The sequence below is a fragment of the Solemya velum gill symbiont genome (genome assembly GCF_002020255.1).
Classification (GTDB): Bacteria; Pseudomonadota; Gammaproteobacteria; order Chromatiales; family Chromatiaceae.
In genome coordinates, this window is sequence record NZ_MPQG01000017.1 from 36,619 (window position 1) to 56,799 (window position 20,181).

The 20,181-nt window shown below is 50.5% G+C and carries 19 protein-coding genes and 3 tRNA genes; 12 read left to right on the top strand and 10 right to left on the bottom strand.

The features are described from left to right. The first annotated feature begins 17 nt into the window (after window positions 1-17). Entirely contained in the window at window positions 18-3,311 is a 3,294-nt protein-coding gene (locus tag BOW06_RS10830) for a PAS domain-containing hybrid sensor histidine kinase/response regulator (protein WP_078454747.1), read from the top strand. A gap of 98 nt (window positions 3,312-3,409) precedes the next feature. Here the strand turns inward: BOW06_RS10830 and BOW06_RS10835 are convergent. After that, window positions 3,410-3,485 (bottom strand) — tRNA-Asn (locus tag BOW06_RS10835). Window positions 3,486-3,763: 278 nt separating this feature from the next. Here BOW06_RS10835 and BOW06_RS10840 point away from each other — a divergent pair. Together BOW06_RS10840 and BOW06_RS10845 are read left to right on the top strand one after the other, a co-directional pair. Next, window positions 3,764-4,072, top strand: coding sequence for a c-type cytochrome (locus tag BOW06_RS10840; RefSeq protein ID WP_043117463.1), 309 nt, complete (start codon window positions 3,764-3,766; stop codon window positions 4,070-4,072). Between the two features lie 148 nt (window positions 4,073-4,220). Then, the gene (locus tag BOW06_RS10845; protein WP_043117461.1) at window positions 4,221-4,823 is read left to right on the top strand and encodes a c-type cytochrome; all 603 of its coding nucleotides are present in this window, start codon (window positions 4,221-4,223) and stop codon (window positions 4,821-4,823) included. A gap of 104 nt (window positions 4,824-4,927) precedes the next feature. Here the strand turns inward: BOW06_RS10845 and thrC are convergent, their stop codons facing one another. The 7 genes from thrC to BOW06_RS10880 form a co-directional block, all read right to left on the bottom strand. Then, on the bottom strand, window positions 4,928-6,400 hold the full coding sequence (thrC, locus tag BOW06_RS10850; RefSeq protein ID WP_078454751.1) for a threonine synthase: 1,473 nt from the start codon (window positions 6,398-6,400) through the stop codon (window positions 4,928-4,930). Between the two features lie 53 nt (window positions 6,401-6,453). After that, window positions 6,454-7,443, bottom strand: coding sequence for an SPL family radical SAM protein (locus BOW06_RS10855; RefSeq protein WP_078454748.1), 990 nt, complete (start codon window positions 7,441-7,443; stop codon window positions 6,454-6,456). Further along, entirely contained in the window at window positions 7,440-8,255 is an 816-nt protein-coding gene (locus BOW06_RS10860) for a 5'-methylthioadenosine/S-adenosylhomocysteine nucleosidase family protein (RefSeq protein ID WP_052132225.1), read from the bottom strand. Before BOW06_RS10860 ends, BOW06_RS10855 begins: the two co-directional genes overlap by 4 nt. Continuing rightward, window positions 8,252-9,094: a glycosyltransferase family 2 protein gene (locus BOW06_RS10865; protein ID WP_043117458.1), complete on the bottom strand. Its 843-nt coding sequence runs from the start codon at window positions 9,092-9,094 to the stop codon at window positions 8,252-8,254. The genes BOW06_RS10860 and BOW06_RS10865 overlap by 4 nt, the downstream gene beginning before the upstream one ends. A 10-nt stretch (window positions 9,095-9,104) precedes the next feature. Next, a complete protein-coding gene (locus BOW06_RS10870; RefSeq protein WP_043117456.1) occupies window positions 9,105-9,410 on the bottom strand; it encodes a DUF1244 domain-containing protein in 306 nt (101 codons plus the stop codon). An 8-nt stretch (window positions 9,411-9,418) separates the two neighbouring features. Continuing rightward, window positions 9,419-10,279: a thioredoxin gene (trxA, locus tag BOW06_RS10875; protein WP_078453441.1), complete on the bottom strand. Its 861-nt coding sequence runs from the start codon at window positions 10,277-10,279 to the stop codon at window positions 9,419-9,421. 165 nt (window positions 10,280-10,444) lie between these two features. Next, window positions 10,445-11,032: a DUF302 domain-containing protein gene (locus BOW06_RS10880; RefSeq protein ID WP_043117452.1), complete on the bottom strand. Its 588-nt coding sequence runs from the start codon at window positions 11,030-11,032 to the stop codon at window positions 10,445-10,447. Window positions 11,033-11,227: 195 nt separating this feature from the next. On the opposite strand from BOW06_RS10880, the gene trxC reads away from it, so the two are divergent. The 9 genes from trxC to BOW06_RS10925 all read left to right on the top strand — a co-directional run bounded on the left by trxC (window position 11,228) and on the right by BOW06_RS10925 (window position 18,398). Further along, window positions 11,228-11,668, top strand: a complete 441-nt coding sequence (gene trxC, locus BOW06_RS10885) for a thioredoxin TrxC (RefSeq protein ID WP_043117450.1) — start codon at window positions 11,228-11,230, stop codon at window positions 11,666-11,668. A 115-nt stretch (window positions 11,669-11,783) separates the two neighbouring features. Next, window positions 11,784-12,914 (top strand): glutamine-hydrolyzing carbamoyl-phosphate synthase small subunit, encoded by a 1,131-nt coding sequence (gene carA / locus BOW06_RS10890; protein ID WP_043117448.1) that lies wholly within the window; start codon window positions 11,784-11,786, stop codon window positions 12,912-12,914. A gap of 29 nt (window positions 12,915-12,943) precedes the next feature. Further along, entirely contained in the window at window positions 12,944-13,183 is a 240-nt protein-coding gene (locus BOW06_RS10895; protein WP_043117447.1) for an HP1242/YdcH family protein, read from the top strand. A gap of 8 nt (window positions 13,184-13,191) precedes the next feature. After that, on the top strand, window positions 13,192-16,413 hold the full coding sequence (gene carB, locus BOW06_RS10900) for a carbamoyl-phosphate synthase large subunit (RefSeq protein ID WP_043117446.1): 3,222 nt from the start codon (window positions 13,192-13,194) through the stop codon (window positions 16,411-16,413). Between the two features lie 18 nt (window positions 16,414-16,431). Beyond that, complete coding sequence (greA, locus tag BOW06_RS10905) at window positions 16,432-16,911, top strand: transcription elongation factor GreA (RefSeq protein WP_043117445.1); 480 nt, start codon at window positions 16,432-16,434, stop codon at window positions 16,909-16,911. A gap of 71 nt (window positions 16,912-16,982) precedes the next feature. Next, a tRNA-Ala gene (locus BOW06_RS10910) sits at window positions 16,983-17,058 on the top strand. A gap of 45 nt (window positions 17,059-17,103) precedes the next feature. After that, the gene (locus BOW06_RS10915; protein WP_043117444.1) at window positions 17,104-17,295 is read left to right on the top strand and encodes a hypothetical protein; all 192 of its coding nucleotides are present in this window, start codon (window positions 17,104-17,106) and stop codon (window positions 17,293-17,295) included. Window positions 17,296-17,299: 4 nt separating this feature from the next. After that, window positions 17,300-17,375: transfer RNA gene (locus BOW06_RS10920), tRNA-Glu, on the top strand. A gap of 195 nt (window positions 17,376-17,570) precedes the next feature. Beyond that, entirely contained in the window at window positions 17,571-18,398 is an 828-nt protein-coding gene (locus BOW06_RS10925) for a universal stress protein (RefSeq protein ID WP_078454749.1), read from the top strand. A gap of 208 nt (window positions 18,399-18,606) precedes the next feature. On the opposite strand, the gene BOW06_RS10930 is transcribed toward BOW06_RS10925, so the two are convergent. Further along, the gene (locus BOW06_RS10930) at window positions 18,607-19,200 is read right to left on the bottom strand and encodes a GNAT family N-acetyltransferase (RefSeq protein WP_043117442.1); all 594 of its coding nucleotides are present in this window, start codon (window positions 19,198-19,200) and stop codon (window positions 18,607-18,609) included. Continuing rightward, a complete protein-coding gene (locus tag BOW06_RS10935; protein ID WP_078453474.1) occupies window positions 19,193-19,957 on the bottom strand; it encodes a phytanoyl-CoA dioxygenase family protein in 765 nt (254 codons plus the stop codon). Before BOW06_RS10935 ends, BOW06_RS10930 begins: the two co-directional genes overlap by 8 nt. Window positions 19,958-20,181: the final 224 nt, after the last annotated feature.

Genomic DNA, 20,181 nt, shown 5'->3' on the forward strand with positions numbered 1-20,181 from the left:
ATGACGAGAACCAGCATATGAATCGCGTTATTCCATCCGAGAGCCTGACGGAAGAGTTACTCCGTCTCTATGAGCTGGCATTGTCTACAGGGCAGTCAGTGGGACCGGATGACACATCAAAACGTTTCTTGAGTGTATTGATGTCGCGTTACAATCTGACAAGCGCTTCAGTCTGGTGGATGAATCCTGACGCACAGGGGTTTTATTTGCTGTCATCTGTGCCAAAAGTCCAATCTGTAACAGCAACAAGAGATGTTGAAAAGGTCATCCTGGATTTGTCTATTAAACTGAATCCGCTTGTAATTTCACCCGGATCACCAGGGCATGCTGAGTTAAGCAGTTGTTACAATGTAACGGATCAATTTTTTGCCGTATATCCACTGTCTCATAATGGCGTGCTGGTTATGAGCACTGCGATTGAGGATCTATTTCAAGAAAGACTGTTTAATAGTCTGAGGCCAGTACTAAGAACACTTGAAAGTTCCATCATGGGTGAAATAGATCATGAAAAACTCGTTCAGTCGGAAAGCGAGCTCAGTCATCAAAAGGGTTTCCTGAAGACGTTGGTGCAGACACTACCGGACCTGGTCTGGTTAAAAGATCCTGACGGGGTTTACCTCGCTTGCAATCAACGTTTTGAAGAGTTCTTTGGGGCAACCGAGGCTGAGATTGTCGGCAAGACAGACTATGATTTTCTTGATCCGGAGCTTGTCGATTTCTTCCGGGAATATGATAGAAAAGCCATGATGAAAGGTGCGCCTTCTGTCAATGAAGAGAAGATAACCTTTGCGAGTGATGGTCACGAAGAGCTTCTCGAAACCACCAAGACACCAATGTTTGACATGGATGGCAAACTGATTGGTGTTCTCGGCATTGGTCATAATATTACTGAGCATCGAAAGTCACAGGAGATAATCCAGCAGAGTGAGTTGAAATTTAGAAGCCTTGTTCAAACCATGTCCGAGGGCGTGGCGTTGCACGAAATGGTCTATGACTCGCAGGGGCATGCAATAGATTACCGGATTCTCGATGTCAATACTGCTTTTGAGCAACTGATCGGAATACGTGCTGATACAGCAGCAGGACAATTGGCAAGTGAATTATATGACATTACCCCACCGCCATATTTAAATGAATATACCAATGTGGTGAGTACAGGTGAATCGCTCCAGTTTGAAACCTATTATCCACCTCTGCAACGTTTCTTTGACATCTCTGCCTTTAGCCCCGGACCGGGGCAGTTTGCCACGGTGTTTCTTGATATTACTGAGCGCAAGCAGTCGGAGGATGCACTGAGAGCAAGCGAGAAAGAATTCCGGCAACTTGTTCAAAATCTACAAGCCGGCGTGGTCGTACATGGGCCCGATTCTCAAATCCTTCTTGCTAACGAGCAGGCATCGATTATTCTGGGCCTGTCAGTCGAGCAGATGAAGGGGAAGGTCGCCATCGACCCGGTCTGGAATTTCGTTCGTGAAGACGGAACAGTTATGCCGTTGGAAGAATACCCCGTGCAGCGTGTTCTCGACACGCACCAGCCGATCCGCGGTCTCATGATAGGCGTTGATCATCCTGCCAGAAAAGATCGCGTCTGGGTCCTGGTGAGTGCATTCCCTGAATTGGATGCCGATGGGCAATTGCTCCACGCCATTATCACCTTCACTGACATCACGGCACAGAAACTGGCAGATCAAAATCTTCGCAAGCTTTCGCAGGCAGTGGAGCAGAGTCCGGAGAGTATCGTGATCACCAACCTGGATACAGAAATTGAGTACGTGAACGAGGCCTTTATCAAGGCAGCCGGCTATAGTCGTGAAGAGGCGATTGGTCAGAATCCCCGTATCCTTAATTCAGGTAAGACACTTCAAAAGACTTACACTGAGATGTGGGGGAAATTGACACAAGGCGAATCATGGAGTGGTGAATTTATCAATCAGCGCAAGGATGGCAGCGAGTATATTGAGTTCGCTATTATCTCCCCTCTTCGCCAGCCTGGTGGGTCGATTACACACTACGTGGCGGTGAAAGAGGACATTACAGAGAAAAAACGACTGGTCAAGGAGCTAGAAGATCACCGCCACCATCTTGAGGATTTGGTTGAAATTCGCACCAGGGCTCTTGCTATCGCAAGGCAGCAGGCTGATGCAGCAAACGAGGCAAAATCTGCTTTCATAGCGAATACGAGTCATGAAATCAGGACACCGATGAATGCCATCATCGGCATGACACATTTGGCACTGAACACCGAGCTGGATGATGTGCAAGCAAATTACATCAGCAAGGCACACAGCTCAGCAAATGCGTTGCTTTCTCTTCTGAATGATATTCTTGATTTATCCAAGATTGAAGCAGACAAGCTTGAGTTGGAGCGTGTGGATTTCAATATCAGGGAGGTTCTCAACAGTAACCTCAGCATTATTAAAACCAGCGCTGTTGAGCGTGGGATTTCCCTGTCAACTGACATTGCTTCAGACATTCCAGAGCATCTACTTGGTGATCCCTCCCGTCTTGGTCAAGTGTTGCTGAATCTTTTAAGCAACGCACTCAAGTTTAGCTCGGAAGGAGACGAGGTCTCAGTGACTGTGTCACTACAGGAGAAAAATGAGCAGGACTACGTATTGAATTTCAGTGTTAAAGATACCGGGATCGGCATCTCGTCTAAAGAGCAGAAGAAACTGTTTCAGCCATTCAGTCAGGCGGACAGTTCAACAACACGCAAATATGGCGGTACTGGTCTCGGTTTGATTATCTCAAAGAAGATTGTAGAGGCCATGGGTGGAGAGATCGGGATCGAAAGTGAACCTGGTGTGGGCAGCAATTTCCACTTTTTTGTCCGCCTCGACAAGCAACTAGAGGATAGTAAAACTGAAAAAGGTCTCTCCAGAAAGGCTGTCATAGATGTTGCTGATGCGAGAGAGAAGTTGAAGGGTGCGAGACTACTGCTGGTAGAGGACAATGAGGTCAACCAGGAACTTGCAAGTATCATTCTTTCTATGAATGGTATTGATACTGAAGTGGCGTCTAATGGTCAGGAAGCACTGAAGATATTGGCAAGAGAAAGTTTCGATGGCGTCCTGATGGATTGTCAGATGCCGGTTATGGATGGCTATGAGGCAACACGCAGAATACGCGCACAGGAACAGTTTCGCGATCTTCCCGTGATTGCCCAGACAGCAAATGCAATGAAGGGTGACAAAGAGAAAACTCTTGATGCGGGCATGAATGATAACATAACGAAACCCATAACTCCTGACGCCATGCTCATTACCTTGGCAAAATGGATTAAACCGGTAAGGAACGGTAGTAATCAGTAGAAGATTAAACGCTCTGTTAAACCAGGGTCAAAGGATTATGAGCCTGAGTCAGGCAAAGAAAAAAGGCCCGCAGATCAAATCTGTGGGCCTTTTTAATATGGCTCCCCGGGACAGGCTCGAACTGCCGACCTAGTGATTAACAGTCACCCGCTCTACCGACTGAGCTACCGGGGAAAGAGCGCGATATAATAAGGACTCTTGTTCGCCCGGTCAACATAAATTCTCCTCTGAAAGCGAATTATTACCCGCCGGTTTGTCGGTTTTCCCTCTTTTCCGGGAAATCGGGCGCCTATGACTAATTGATTATCATCATTGACCAGAGGCTCAGTCTGGGATAGATTCCGGCTCAGGAAAGAAATTGAATGCCTTGCGGGAGCGATTTTTCGCGCCTGCAGGGCAATATTTATCTTATTAAAGTAAAGAAATACTCAGGTCTATTAAGGAGCCTTGTTATGAAAAATATCGTACTTACCTCTGCACTGATCGCTTCAGCCATGATTGCTGCCCCTACTTTCGCTGCCCCGGCTAAACTGGCTGTTTGTGCCGCTTGTCACGGTCAGGATGGTAATAGCCCGATTCCTGGCTATCCTACCCTTGCTGGAAAGGATAAGGCCTATCTTGTAGAGCAGCTGAATGCTTTCAAGAACGATACGCGTGCCGATGCTGTTATCCCTAACAATATGAATAACCAGGCTAAAGCCCTGTCTGACGCGGACATTGATGAACTGTCAGCTCATTTCTCAGCCCAGGCGCCGAAGTAATCAAGTAATCTACTACCTCGACAGCCTGTTATTCAGGCTTGAAATGAGGTAGAATTCGCACGTTTTTTCCGGTGTGGGCACCTATTTGGTGCCCGCATTGTTTCAATTCCGGATTATTTTTCCAAAACAAATTTTGTAAGGTAAGGCAATGAAAACTTGGATGATTCTGCTGTCTGCAGTGACAGCATTGGTTTCTGTGGAGTCTTTTGCGGCGGATGCGGCTGCAGGTAAGGCAAAAACAGCAGTATGTGCCGGCTGTCACATGGCAGATGGTAACAGCGTTAACCCTGACTGGCCTAGCCTGGCTGGACAGCATGCGGATTACATCGCCAAGCAGCTGGCGGACTTCAAGGCCGGTGTTCGTACCGATCCCATGATGGCTCCCATGGTTGCGGCTCTGAGCGAGGAAGATATGGCTGATATCGCAGCCTATTTCGAAAGCCAGACAGCGAAGGGCGGTGAAGCCGATCCCGTACTGGTTGAAGCTGGTAAGGCTATGTATGTATCAGGTAACGCCTCTACAGGTGTTGCTGCCTGTGCTGCATGCCATGGTCCAACTGGTTCTGGTAACCCGGCTGCCAAGTTCCCCAGCCTGCAGGGACAGCACGCCAAGTACACTGCCAAGCAGCTGCGTGATTTCCGTTCCGGTGCACGTGGTAACGATGCCGGCAAAATGATGCAGGATGTTGCTGCATCAATGACAGATGCCGAAATCGAGGCTGTTGCCTCATATGTTCAGGGACTGCGTTAATTGTTAACCGCAGTTTTCTGTAACTGAAAAAGGGCAGCCAATGGCTGCCCTTTTTTGTTGTTTCCTGCGAGGTAAGGAATGGTTCCGGCCGGTGCGAAAAATGCCTATTCCAGAAACGAGAGAATTTCGCTCTCGATATTCTCCTTGTCGATCACTGCACCCTGCGCAATGGGCTTGTCGAAGAGCTCACTGATCAATGCAGGAATCGGTGTGTCTGCGACTTCCGAAATCGATTTCAGCGCGTCGATATCGTGGGTGTCGACTTCTCCGGTCAAAGCGTTTGCTATTGTCGGTGAGAACTTGGTCCACTCTGCGGTAGAGTAGACAATCGATTTGAGAGCTTTCTCTCTGCAGCTGTCGTGTGACTTGAAGCAGGTGGCCGTGTGTGGATCCATCAGGTAGCCGTTATCGAACGCCTGCTTGATGTAGCGGTTGACCTCTTTATCATTACAGTAATCAGCACAGAAAATCGACTGCAGCCTGGCAGTCTCTTCTGTTGTGAGCTCGTAGTATTTATCGTTATCGAGTGACAGCATCAACTCTTTTGTGCGCTCTGCTCCATAGAGATCATAGAAGATGCGCTCAACGTTTGATGACTTGAGAATATCCATTGCCGGTGAAGACGTAGCTATCACGGAACGTTCGCGCAGATCATACTTACCCGTATTGATGAGTTCAGTCAGAACATTGTTGCTGTTTGAGGAGATGAGGATCTTCATCACCGGCAGCCCCATTTTCATCGTATAGTATCCGCCCAGTGCATTACCGAAATTTCCGCTTGGCACGTTGAGATAGATCTTTTCTCCAAGCTCGATTGCACCCTGGCGAACCAGTTCGAGGTAACTGTGGATATGGTAGATCTGCTGGAAAATGATACGCCCGAAGTTGACCGAGTTGGCCGCCGACAGGTGGGTTTGCTTCTCCTTTAGCTTCGCACGGAAGGTCTCTGAGGAAAGCAGTGATTTTAGTGCTGACTGGGCATCATCAAAGTCTCCATGAATGCCGATAACCTTGAGATTGTCGGCATCCTCGGTGACCATCTGCAGACGCTGAACATCGGAAGTGCCGCCATCCGGGTAGAGGCAGGCGACCTTGACGTTCGCACGATTCTTGAAAGTCTCAAGCGTTGCAGGCCCCGTATCGCCGCTGGTTGCAGCCATGATCAGGTAGTGCTCTTCACGTGACTGGGCGAGGCTTGAAAGCAGCACGCCGAATGGCTGTAGTGCCATATCCTTGAATGCGCGCGTCGGGCCATGATAGAGCTCGCTGACGTAGAGGTTGTCGGTGACCTTGACGACCGGAACCGGATTGGCCGGATCATCGAAGTCGTCACAGCGGCTCAATGCCGCATCGATAACCTCTGCATCAATATCGATTTCATAGGCATCGAGAACAGCACGCGCCAGGGTTTTGTAGTCAGAATCCAGGTGTTCCTCGAGAAAAGGCAGCCCGAGCTGTGGAAGTGATTCCGGAACATAGATGCCGCCAAAGGAGGAAATCGGATTGAGAATGGCGTCGGAGAATGGAACGCATAAAGGGCGTTGACCATCGTTTCCACGGGTTTCAATGAATTGCATGCTGTTGGCCTGCACTACGTCTGTCTAGAAAAATTGGGTGTGATTATAACCCTTTAAGAAGGTAAATTCGGGAAGATTTTGTTTCCGGGCAGGTGCTTTTCGAGTTCGTCCGTCGCCCATTCAATCATTTCCCTCTCGCGTTCCGCTGGATAGGAGACCATGCTGTTTCTCTGTGCGAGTCCGGAAACGAACAGGGATTCTTCCGGGTAGAGATTTTCCATGGTGCGGTGAAACTGTTTTGGCATCCTCAACGGACCAATGGTCGCCGAGTGGATCATGGACTCTGGTACCTGGCTGAAAATCTGTTCAAACAATGCACTGTAGGCGTCGTTGAAACCGGCCTGCTCGATCAATGGGTCAAAGCGCAGTGCGACAATCCAGCCGTTTTCGGCAAGTTTTTTCATGGCCTGTATGCGTTTTTCGATCGACGGTACCTTGTGCTCGGTTGCTTTCCATGTCGCTTCCGGTGTGTAGCTGAAGGCAGTGACAACGTTGCTCAGTGGGTCGTGCTCCAGCAGCTGGCGTACCTGTGTGCTCTTGGTGCGCAGTTCGAGCCAGGCGTCCGGGCGTGTTGCGAAGAAGGGCAGGGCGTTCGTTACGAAACCTGTGACCGGTTCAAGCGCCAGACTGTCGGCGTCGTAGCCGGAAAAGAACCAGTTCTGCTTACCCGTTTCTATTTTGCTGTCGATATCGTCAAGGAAGCTCTCGAAATTGACGAACACAAGGTAATGCGCCGAGCGGTACATGCCCTGCAGGAAGCAGTAACGGCAGTCGTACAGGCAGTTGAGCATGTGCGAGAAATACCAGTTGTGATTCCCGCCAACACCATAGGCATCGGGTGCCGGTTGCACGAAGTGGCCATGCTTGTTGGCAAGAATCAACGCGGGCCGCTGTTTTTGCAGGCGGAAATTCTGCTGGCTGTGATTAAAGATGCTGCCGTAGCGCTCAATCGGAACAACACTTGCGCGCGGGTGCCGTGCAAGTATTGATTCAGTACGCGGGTGATTGCGTACAGACTCTTCGACATAGACCAGCGGGATCATGTCGGCTGCCCCGCGTCAGAAATCTGTTGTTGCAGTTTTTCAAGTAATTGCCGGGAAGATTTCGCATCAAATCGGCACAGCTCATCGGTGCTGATCGCTGCATCGAGAGCGATCCACTGCTGTAGCAGGTGCCGTAATGATTCTGACTGGCTGAAGCTGAAATGGAATTTCTGCTGATAGTACGCTGCAGCCTCTCCGATACGTCTGTCCGGCTGTAACTGGTTCGCCAGCTGTTGTAGTGAATCACTGAAATGCTTCAGCTGCTCCACTTGCGGGGCTAGCAATTCGATGATTTGCTGTTTTGTCGGGATGTCGTTTATAGGTGCCTCGGCATTATCCGAAACAACCTTGACGACCTGCACCAGTTCAGCTGTTGCATAGCGGTTGGCAGTGGCAAAGAAACTGCTTGCTTCCATGTCGAGTAGAGCATCATCGGCATAGCTGTCGTCTGGTTCATCGAGTGTGAAGAGAGATTCACTCGGCCAGGGACTCTTGATGACCAGCTGGGGATAGAAAACCTGCTTGCTCAGTTTATCGATAACTTGATGGCACAGACGCGTCTCGCCAACAGGCAGGGAAGGGTGGCCGGCGATGCCGAAGTTGATCCACACTTGTTGATGTTGGAATCCTGTCAGGCCGTGCAGGTGAGCGGTTGCTGCAGCTGAAGCGATTTTACCTGCACCCGAGACGATCAAGGCATGCTGCTCTCCGAGATAGACGGGAAAGCTGCGCTCATGATGCTGACGCTTGAGTTTGAAATGATCAATTAACGGGCGGGCCTCGGCATCGAAGGCGACAACAAAATGGATCATGTCTTGCCTTCCATTGATAGGGCTGGCTGTTGCGCAAGCAATGCCCGGTAGTTTTCGACCAGCTCATGATTGCCGTGCTTGAGACCGCCCTTGATCAGGATCTCGGCCTTGCTGCGAATGGTTTCAGCCACGCGCGACTGCTGATGTGCATCAAGATCCCCGGACTGCTGTATTTTGATCAGTGCCTGGATACGGAAGCGATCCATGCCCCAGTGCTTGCGTGAGAGCTGGTCCTCGTGGCCGCCGTACTTGGTGATCTGCGGTTCTTCAATATAAAGCACGGGCTCAGTGGCACACAGGCGCAGCCACAGGTCATAGTCCTCGCATGCCGGCAGTGATTCATCAAACAGGCCGATGCTGTCGAACAGAGTGTGATGCATGAGTGCCGATGAGGGCGAGATGACACACATGGGAAGGCATTTCTCGAAGATGTGACCGCCACTCTTGGCGTGCTTGTTCATCTGGTTGACGCGCACCCCGTTGCGAATCCAGATCTCCTCGGTGTGGCAGAAGCGGTGGTCCGGATTCTCTTTGAGAGCAGTGAGCTGGGTTTGCAGTTTTGTTGGCAGCCATGTGTCGTCCGAATCGAGAAAGGCGACCCATTCACCTGTTGCCTCGGCAATACCGCGATTACGCGCTGCACTGACACCAAGGTTCTGCTGCCGAATTACCTTGAGCTGTGGATAGTGAGTCAACAGCTCTTGGGTTTCGTCCGTTGAGCCGTCATCGACGATGATGATCTCATCGGCAGTGTGAGTCTGTGCCAATACCGACTCTATCGCCCGTGACAGTGTTTCTGCACGGTTGAAAGTTGGAATGATGACGCTGGTTGATGTCACGCGACTCTTGTTACTCGGTCGTCATTTCAGGCGTTACTGACTTGAATGCCTCAAGCTGCTCTGCAGTTGCAGGCTGCTGGTGATTCTTTTTCCACTCGTCGTAGGTCATCCCGTAGATGGCCTCGCGCGAGGTGTCGTCGTCCATTTCGATGCCGCGCTCAATTGCTGCATTCTTGTACCAGCGTGACAGGCAGTTGCGGCAGAATCCGGAGAGAATCATCAGGTCGATGTTCTGCACATCCTTGCGCTTGTCGAGATGCTTGAGCAGAGTGCGAAAGGCGGCGGCTTCAAGTTCAGTTTGTGTCTGTTGGTCCATGCTGTTTCTCAGTAAAGGTAGTTAAACATGCGGCTGCGATAGGTCGAGGTGATCGGGTGGTCACCGATGATGTCGAAGACCTGGATCATCGCCTTGCGCGCAGCATCATCGCCATAGGCGCGGTCTTTCTGCACGATAAGCAGTAGTTCATCGAGTGCAGCTTCAAGTTGATTCTGCATCACCAGTTGCGCTGCAAGCTGGTAGCGAGCCTCACTGTCGCTGGCATCCTGCTGTAGTTTCTGTTGTAGCTCTTCGATGGGTGGTGCAGTCGATGCGACGCTTTCGAACAGCATCTGTGCCTTCATGGCGGCAACCTCGGGCTTTTGCTGTTCATCCAGCGGCAGGCTCTCAAGTGCTTGTTGCGCGGCATCCTTTTCACCGATAGCCAGCTTCAGTTGTGCGAAGGCTATGATTGCCTGCGGGTTTGCAGCATCCTCATCAAGCAGTTGCTGGATCATGGTTGCAGCCTCGTCAGTGCGGCCCTCAAGGATCATCTGCTGTACCTGTTCGAGCTGTCCGCCTGATTCGTTCTCTATGTACTTGTCGAGAAAAGTGCGGATTTCTGCTTCGGGCAGTGCACCCATGAACTCATCGACCGGTTGGCCGTCCTTGAAGAGTTTGACAGCGGGAATGCTACGGATCTGGAAGTGCGCAGCGATCTCCTGCTGCTCCTCGGTGTTGACCTTGGCGAGGATGAATTTGCCCTGGTACTCGTTGACGAGTTTCTCCAGCACAGGTATCAGCGCCTTGCACGGCTGGCACCAGTCGGCCCAGAAATCGACCAGTACGGGTACCTGCATCGAGCCTTCGACGACAACGCTGCCGAAGTTCTCAGGTGTAATGTCAATAATGTACGGTGAATCAGTCATATGCAGAAATTCTCGAAACGTTTTGCAATATCAGGCTATTTTACGGTTTTACGCAGACAAAAAAACTCCCCGATGAAGGGGAGTTAGTGGCAATTCAGTATTCTGATGCGTGAGATGTGCCTCTTGCGGGTCTCGGGTCACGCCTTCACCAGGATGGTACCAGTGTCAGAATTCGCCAGCCGCTCCTCGCTTCATAATGTCGAGCATGATGGTCTTGACGTCATTTGCCGCCTCCAGTAAATCGGGTGGCAGTGGTGTACCGCCGTGAATCATCATATCCATGTTGAGTGAATAGAGATTGAATTGACCGTTCTTGTCTTCAACCATGGCTATGCGGCATGGCAGATAAGCCGAGAAGGCATCGCTGTAGTCGACCATCTTGGCCGCAGTGAGCGGGTTACAGAACTGGTAAATTTTCAGAAAACGTTGCTCTTCGCCTGTCATCAGTGTGACCTGCTCTGAGAGCGGCAGCTCTCCAACGTTTTTGATGTTGTGTTCGTTCGCTACGAAGCGCATTGCCTCTTCAGCGTCTTCCCAGCTGATATCCTCTTCTAGCGGAATTTTCCACACGGTCGCATCGGCTGACTTGCCAGTAGCTGCCAGCCCCTTGAACATTGTCGCGTAGACATTTTTAGCCTGTGGATCGAACTTGCTGATTGCCTGAAGATCAGGACCAATGATTGTCCACAGGTAGGCAGCACCGGCGACAGTGGCCAGGCCGATAAGTGTCAGTAAATTACGTATTAACCCCATGGAATGTTACCTCTCAGCATGATTTGGATTTGTTTTGGTTATTGATTTATGTCAAAAACAGGCAGCTATCATATGGTGGTGAGCACCTCAATGGAATAAGGGAAAACCCTTAGTTTGCTGCTGTAAGCCTTGATATTACTCGCCATGCACCCCACATGAAATTGTATTCTGATACCAAAATATGATTGTTTGACCATGTCCGATATGTTTCATCTTGTTTGTCCTTCGTGCCACGGAGTCAACCGTATTCCTGCCGCACGTCTTGGAGATTCCCCGAACTGCGGCAAGTGCCGTTCACCTTTAACCGACGGCTCCCCGGTGGAAGTTAGCGGCGCCGATTTCAATAAATTTGTGCAACGCAGCGATATTCCGCTGCTGGTCGACTTCTGGGCCCCCTGGTGTGGCCCATGCAAGATGATGGCACCGATGTTTGAGGCAGCTGCTGCCCAACTGGCTCCGTCAGTACGGCTTTTGAAAGTGAATACAGAAGAAAATCAGCAGCTTGGCGCGCAGCTTGGCATCCGGAGTATTCCCACACTGGCTCTTTTTAAGGGCGGCAGGGAAGTGGCTCGTCAGCCGGGAGCGATGGAAAGCGCACAAATTGTCTCCTGGACACGACAGAATCTTGCCCGATGAGGCCTTTCTAACATACAATATGCATGATCTGTTACATGGTTTTAGCGGGATCAAGCAATTTGCGTATCCCGCTTTTTCCATGTCTGAAATTTATGCGTGACTATTGGGAGGCGCGGTGAGTAAACCGGCAATTCTGGTTCTGGAAGATGGCAGCATCTTTCGAGGCGAAGCCATCGGTGCAGATGGCTATTCTGTTGGTGAAGTTGTCTTCAATACGGCGATGACCGGCTATCAGGAGATACTTACCGATCCCTCTTACAGCCGCCAACTGGTGACGCTGACTTATCCACATATCGGTAATACTGGCACCACGCCGGAAGATGAGGAGTCTGAAAGCATTCATGCTGCCGGGCTGATCATCCGAGATCTGCCGCTTCTGGCGAGCAACTGGCGTAACCAGGAGTCCCTGCAGGACTACCTTGCGAATAACGGTGTGGTCGGCATTGCCAATATCGATACGCGCCGACTGACACGAATTCTGCGTGAAAAAGGCGCTCAGAGCGGCTGCCTCTCGGTTGGTGACGCGCTCACTGAAGAGGAAGCGCTGGCACAGGCGAAGGATTTTCCCGGTCTCAAGGGCATGGATCTCGCAAAGGAAGTGACGACCAGCGATATCTACAACTGGAACGAGACCACCTGGTCACTTGAAAATGGTCACCAGGCTATCGATCCACAGCAGCAGGACTACCACGTGGTCGCATACGACTATGGTGTGAAACGCAATATTCTGCGCATGCTGGTCGAGCGCGGCTGCCGCGTCACCGTGGTACCGGCACAGACACCGGCTGCCGATGTGCTGGCCCTGTCTCCAGACGGTATTTTTCTCTCCAATGGTCCGGGCGATCCGGAGCCATGTGTTTATGCGATTGAAGCAATCAGGGAGTTGCTGGAAACCGACAAGCCGATATTCGGTATCTGCCTCGGTCATCAGCTGCTTGGGCTTGCCAGCGGCGCAAAGACAGTCAAGATGAAGTTCGGGCACCATGGTGCAAACCACCCGGTACAGGATCTCGACAAGGGCGTTGTGATGATCTCAAGCCAGAACCACGGCTTTGCGGTTGACGAATCGAGCCTGCCTGAGAATGTTCGTGCCACGCACAAGTCGCTGTTCGACGGTTCGCTGCAGGGTATTCATCGTACCGACAAGCCCGCCTTCAGTTTTCAGGGGCATCCGGAAGCGAGCCCGGGTCCGCACGATGTTGCGCCGGTTTTCGATCACTTCATCGAACTGATGTCGCAGAAATAAATTAATCCAAGTTATCCAGGAGTACGCAAGTGCCACTTTCACATCACCCCCTTGTTACCGAGTTTCCGGAATATCATGAACAGCTGCACAAGCTGAAGATGAGTGATAACTACTTTTCATCACTGATGGAGAAGTATGAAGAGCTGGACAAGCAGGTCTATCGCATGGAAGACGGCAGCGAGCCAACCAGCGATGAAGTTGTCGAGCAGCTCAAAAAAGAGCGTCTCGCACTTAAAGACGAGATTTTTCATAAGCTCCACGAGGCCTGATCACTTCCATGCCTAAACGTACAGATATAGAGACAATCCTCATTATCGGCGCCGGTCCGATCGTAATCGGTCAGGCCTGCGAGTTCGATTATTCGGGAGCGCAGGCGTGTAAGGCGTTGCGTGAAGAGGGTTACCGCGTGGTGCTGGTTAATTCAAACCCGGCAACCATTATGACCGACCCGGACACGGCCGACGTTGTCTATATCGAGCCGATCAACTGGCAGACAGTTGAAAAGATTATCGAGAAGGAGCGTCCGCAGGCGCTGCTGCCGACCATGGGTGGGCAGACTGCACTCAACTGTGCGCTCGATCTTGTGCGAGAAGGTGTGCTGAAAAAATTTGATGTCGAGATGATCGGTGCCTCGCGTGAAGCGATCGACAAGGCCGAGGATCGTGACCTGTTTCGCCAGGCAATGAAGAAAATCGGTCTCGATATGCCGCGTTCCGCGATTGCACACAGCATGGAAGAGGCATTCCAGGTGCAGGTTGCAATCGGTTTCCCGACCATCATTCGTCCCTCGTTCACCATGGGTGGCAGCGGCGGTGGTATCGCCTACAACAAGGAAGAGTTCGAGGAGATCTGCAAGCGCGGTCTCGATCTTTCGCCAACCAGCGAACTGCTGATTGAAGAGTCGATTGTCGGCTGGAAAGAGTACGAGATGGAAGTTGTACGTGACAGCAACGACAACTGCATCATCGTCTGCTCGATTGAGAACCTTGATCCAATGGGTGTGCACACAGGCGACTCGATAACAGTAGCGCCGTCACAGACGTTGACCGACAAGGAGTACCAGATCATGCGTGACGCATCGATTGCGGTACTGCGCGAGATTGGAGTCGACACTGGTGGTTCGAACGTACAGTTCTCGATCAACCCTGATAACGGGCGCATGATTATCATCGAGATGAATCCGCGTGTATCGCGTTCATCTGCACTGGCATCAAAAGCGACCGGTTTTCCGATTGCCAAGGTGGCAGCCAAGCTGGCTGTCGGCTATACGCTCGACGAGCTGCGTAACGAGATTACCGGTGGTGTCACACCGGCATCTTTCGAGCCGTCAATCGACTATGTCGTTACAAAGATTCCACGTTTTGCATTTGAAAAATTCCCCAAAGCCGATGCACGCCTGACCACGCAGATGAAATCAGTGGGTGAGGTGATGGCAATTGGCCGTACCCTGCAGGAGTCATTGCAGAAAGCACTGCGTGGCCTTGAGACAGGCAAGAACGGATTTGACGAGATTCATCCCGATGACGGCACCAAGGAGAATTTCAAGAAACTGCAAAACGAGATGCGCCAGCCTGGTCCTGAGCGACTCTGGTATGTCGGTGACGCTTTCCGTCGCGGCATGACGCTTGAAGAAGTCTTCGATATCACCAAGATTGACCCATGGTTCCTGGTACAGATCGAGGACATCATCAAGAGCGAGATTGAGATTGCAGCTTCAAGCCTGGGTGCACTGGATGCAGGTACCATGTTCAACCTCAAGCGCAAGGGTTTTGCAGACGCACGTATCGCTGACCTGCTTAATGTCAGGGAGAGCGAGGTTCGCAAGAAGCGCCAGGCACTCAATATCCGTCCTGTCTACAAGCGTGTGGACACCTGTGCCGCAGAGTTTGCTTCCAATACCGCCTATATGTACTCCACCTACGAGGAGGAGTGTGAGGCTGATGTATCGGACAAGAAGAAAATCATGGTGCTCGGCGGTGGACCTAACCGTATCGGCCAGGGAATCGAGTTCGACTACTGTTGCGTGCATGCGGCATTTGCGATGCGCGAGGATGGTTACGAGACCATCATGGTCAACTGTAACCCTGAAACTGTTTCAACCGACTATGACACCTCGGACCGTCTCTATTTTGATCCACTGACGCTCGAGGATACGCTCGAGATCATCGACAAGGAGCAGCCTGAAGGCGTTATCGTTCAGTACGGCGGTCAGACGCCGCTGAAGCTGGCCGAGGCGCTCGAACAGGCAGGTGCAAAAATTATCGGCACCAGTCCTGATGCTATCGATGCCGCGGAAGATCGTGAGCGTTTCCAGAAAATGGTCGACAAGCTGGCTCTCAAGCAGCCGCCCAACCGCACTGCCTCGGAAACCGAGCAGGCTGTTGTACTGGCAGAAGAGATCGGTTACCCGTTGGTCGTACGTCCTTCATATGTACTCGGTGGCCGCGCCATGGAGATCGTCTATGGAGAGGATGACCTGCGCCGCTACATGAGAGAGGCAGTCTCTGTCTCGAACGATTCACCGGTACTGCTGGACCGTTTTCTTGATGACGCTATCGAGGTCGATGTTGATGCCATCTGTGACGGCAAGGATGTTCTGATAGGCGGAATTATGGAGCATATCGAACAGGCAGGTGTGCACTCCGGTGACTCTGCATGTTCACTGCCACCTTATACGCTTTCAAATGAGATTCAGGATCGTTTGCGCGAACAGATGCGTGCCATGGCGATCGAGATGAACGTCGTTGGGCTGATGAACGCCCAGTTCGCGATCAAGGGTGATGATATCTACATCCTTGAAGTGAATCCACGCGCATCACGTACAGTACCTTTTGTTTCCAAGGCGACCGGACTGCAACTGGCAAAAATTGCGGCACGCTGTATGGCGGGTGTTTCGCTGCAGGAGCAGGGTATGCTTGAAGAGCGCATCCCTGACTACTATGCGGTCAAGGAAGCTGTCTTTCCGTTCGTGAAATTCCCTGCTGTCGACACCATGCTTGGCCCGGAGATGAAATCAACCGGTGAAGTCATGGGTACAGGTCAAACTTTTGGCGAGGCCTATGCAAAGGCTGAATCAGGTTCCGGCATGGAACTGCCGACTGATGGCCGCGCTTTCCTGAGCGTACGTGACAATGACCGCCCACGTGCAGCAAAGATTGCACGTGACCTGATAGATCTCGGATTCGAGATTCTTGCTACCCATGGTACTGCGCGTACCATCAGGGAGGCCGGTATCGAATGTAGAGGTGTCAACAAGGTGGCCGAGGGGCGTCCGCACATTGTTGACCTGATCAAGAACGACGAGATCGATCTGATCATCAATACCACCGAGGGCAAGCAGGCGATTGAAGACTCTGCTGAAATCAGGCGTTCCGCCCTGCAGCGCAAGGTTGCCTATACAACGACGATATCCGGTGGCGAGGCCATTTGCATGGCATTGCAGCACAAGCAGGAAATGACGGTCAGCACCTTGCGTGAATTACACGCATCAGTCAGCTGAGCTGGGAAAGAGAAGAGTATGAGCAAGGTACCATTGACAGTACGCGGAGCTGAAAAGCTGCGCGAGGAACTGACAGTTCTTAAAACAATCAAGCGTCCGGCGGTGATCCAGGCGATTTCCGAGGCGCGTGAGCACGGTGATCTTAAGGAGAATGCCGAGTACCACGCAGCACGTGAGCAACAGAGCTTTATCGAGGGTCGTATCAAGGACATCGAGGGCAAGCTCTCACATGCGCAGATTATCGATGTCACCGAAATGGATGCCGGAGGCCGTGTCATTTTTGGTGCCACTGTCGTTGTCTATGATGTCGCGATGGATGAAGAGATTACCTACAAGATCGTTGGCGAGGATGAGGCGGATATTGAAACCGGCCTGATCTCAGTCAATTCACCTATTGCGCGTGCTTTCATCGGTAAAGAAGTGGATGACAGTGTCGAGGTGAATGCCCCCGGCGGTACGCGTGAGTTCGAGGTTGTCGAGGTACGTTACGAGCCCTGAGCCCGGGCAATAAAAAAAGCCCCCAAGTCATTGACACGGACAGGTCAAGTGTCGATAATATGCGGCTTCCCGGGGCTATAGCTCAGCTGGGAGAGCGCAACACTGGCAGTGTTGAGGTCAGCGGTTCGATCCCGCTTAGCTCCACCAAATTTTTGTCGGGAATTGCTTGATTCCCGGGGTGAAACAGGTACAATGCACCGCGCTGGAACTGTCGCAACAGTGATCGGGATTCTCCTGATTGCGATCGGACTGGTAGCAGGTTTTACATTGCTACTGTTAGATCAGGATGACGAGGCAATTACATTGCTCTCTATTATCCCGGTCGGATTTGTACTGACACTTGGAGGTCTGACAGCTACCCAGCTGAGCAGACCGGACAACTAGCTTTGTCCCCTTCGTCTAGAGGCCTAGGACACCGCCCTTTCACGGCGGTAACAGGGGTTCGAAACCCCTAGGGGACGCCATATAGATCAACCGCTTACGGAAACGTAAGCGGTTTTTTTATGCCAGTAATCAATTCGTGGTCATAACCTGTCTGCTACTAGGTAGCGACTTGATCCTGTCCATTATGGAATGGGCACTTTATAATCCGGTTTTCACCGGGAATCATCACATGGCGTGGTGATTGCCGGAATTCCACGGTCAGGCTGGGAGACATTATGAGCTACAGGGATATTCTGCTGTATCTGGATGACGGCAAATCAAATCATGAGCGCACAACGACAGTCTTGCAAATGGCGGCAAGCCAAGGTGCCCGAGTCACTGCTGTCACGCTCAATACAATCGTGCCCCCGGGCATCCGGGTGAAAGATCCTACAGTGCGTAGTGTGATGGCGAAAGAGGCAGCGGAAGAGCGTATTGCTGCGTTTATTGCGTTGGCAAAAGAGTACAAAATTGAGTCTGACAGCCGCACAATTTCTGAAAAAACAGCGGTGGCTGTAAAAAAAGTTGCCCAGTTTGCACGCAATTTTGACCTGGTCGTCTTGCGCCAGGCCAACCCGGCTAGTCCTCATGCAAGCATGCAGCAGGAGTTGGGTGAGCAGGTTTTGCTGTTATCAGGTCGCCCGGTTTTTTTCATGCCCTACATCGGTGCGCATCGCGTTCCATGCCGTAAAGCGATGATTGCCTATGATGGCACACCATCAGTGACCCGTGCCGTTCACGATGCCTTGCCGATACTGAAAGAGATCGACGAAATCAGCATTCTCGTGGTCAGAACAGAAGTGAAAAAAGTAGCCAAGGGAGAGGTACTGGCAGATCACCTGGTGGAACATTTGCAGCACCATGGCGTGAATGTCTCCTTGAAGCGGGTCTATGCAGGCACATCGGACGTCGCCGTCGTCATTGAAAATGCAATTGCTGAAAATGATATCGATTTACTGGTGATGGGCGGTTATGGAACGCCAAGTCTGCAGCAAAAGATTTTTGGCGGTGTTACCAAAACATTGCTGTCGAGCATGCTGGTTTCAGTGATAATGTCTCATTGATGCAGTATCTGAGAACCAATGCAACGGATCAATAGAACGGATCAAAGCAACTTATGCGTCCGCATTGGTTCGTTAGTGATCGTTCATTCTTGTCGGTTCAGAAGTTCCTGCCAATTGTCTACTTCCGGCCAAAAGCGGACATCCAGCCTAATGGGAAGGGCAGGTAGTTATCCTTCAAAAACAATACATTCGTCACAGGTAAATGTCATTACACTGTAAAACAATCAGAATTATTAATTTTGATACTAGGCCACTCTTCAGCTAACACACTGAAATATGCAGAATCCCTGAAAGTTCCGTTAGGTAACCTGCGCTCTTTCCTCAGAATGCCATCCAGATGTGCGCCTAATGACTCAAGAAGCTGCATGTTTGCACTATTGTTAATGTCAGTGGTGATTTGAACTCTCATTATCTGTAATTGCTCGAAAGCATGAGATAGAAGAAGTAACTTACTCTCCCTCGAATAACCTTTTCTCCAACATTCAAGAGCTATCATAGTCCAGCCTATTTCGACACTTGAATGAATTGTGTTGTAATTCATCAGGCGAGTACACCCGACAATATTGCCTTCACCAATATCACGAATTACGAAGGCAAGAGATTCGCCTTGGTTCATTTCGCTTAGTGCGTTGTCAAACCACTCTGTATAAGTTCGTTCTTCATCAAGTGGTAATAATAAATATCGCTGCATTTCCGGGTTTCTGATTGCAGAAAACAGAACATCGTGGTGACATGATTCCATTGGTTGCAATACACTAATTTTCCCATGTAGCGTGATCGGATTTAAAGGAAGTTTATTCATTACTATATGTAGACTCACGACCAGCGTAATAGTGATTGTACTGCTGCCCATACTTGCCATGATTGTACGTTATAAATGCCGCACGCCTTGGGTGATGAGTTAAATTAGGGCCGCTAAGGTGAGGCGCAGCACTATGGAAAAGCAAAAGATCACCAGGCTCTAATTCGATCATAATTCCCTCATCTAAATTAACGGCAGAGGGATCAGCTGCATAAGGATCACCAGGTGGTGCCGGAAGAATTTTGTCTGTATAACCTGAAAAGATAGTGATTGCGCCGCTCTGTTCAGTTGCCGGGTCAATTGGAATCATAACTGAGAGAATGTCTGATGCAGGAATTCCCGTGAAGGAATATCGAGTGTAGTCCTGATGGAGCAGGTAGCCAGTAGTACCAGGTGGCTTGTAAATAAGTTTATCTTTAAAAAGATGGCAATCGCCATCAAATAAGTTACTTACAATGGAAGTGATCGCGTTATTATTTGAGAGTTCTTTAAAGACTTCCGAGATTCTGCTTAAAGGATCAAGTCGATCCCTGACAAGTCTGCCGTCCAAGTTCTTTCTGGCAGCAATAAGTTGGTCGAAATTTTCTTCATCGGCTGACAAACGGTCACATTCACCTGCAAGAATGTCAACGCATGTTTGATCAAGAGCTTGTCGAATTACCAAATAATCATCATTTAGATAAGATTCACGTACGTTAACTTGCTTGTCTGGTCGGTTATTTGCGTTAGAGCCTGTTCCCTTGGTATTTACATTCATAATAACTACTCATTCACATTTGTTGAACACATACTATCAGATAGAAAAATGATAGTAGAAGAAAAACCAATGACCGCTTTGGGTCGGTAGCGGTCGTCCAACCTGATTAGACAGCAAGAAATATTCTTGATCCTCCCCCAATAAGTTGGTCCACCCTTATGATGAGTAAAACGGAGGACCGAAAATGGGAATCAAACGACACAAACCGGAAGAAATCGTCCAGA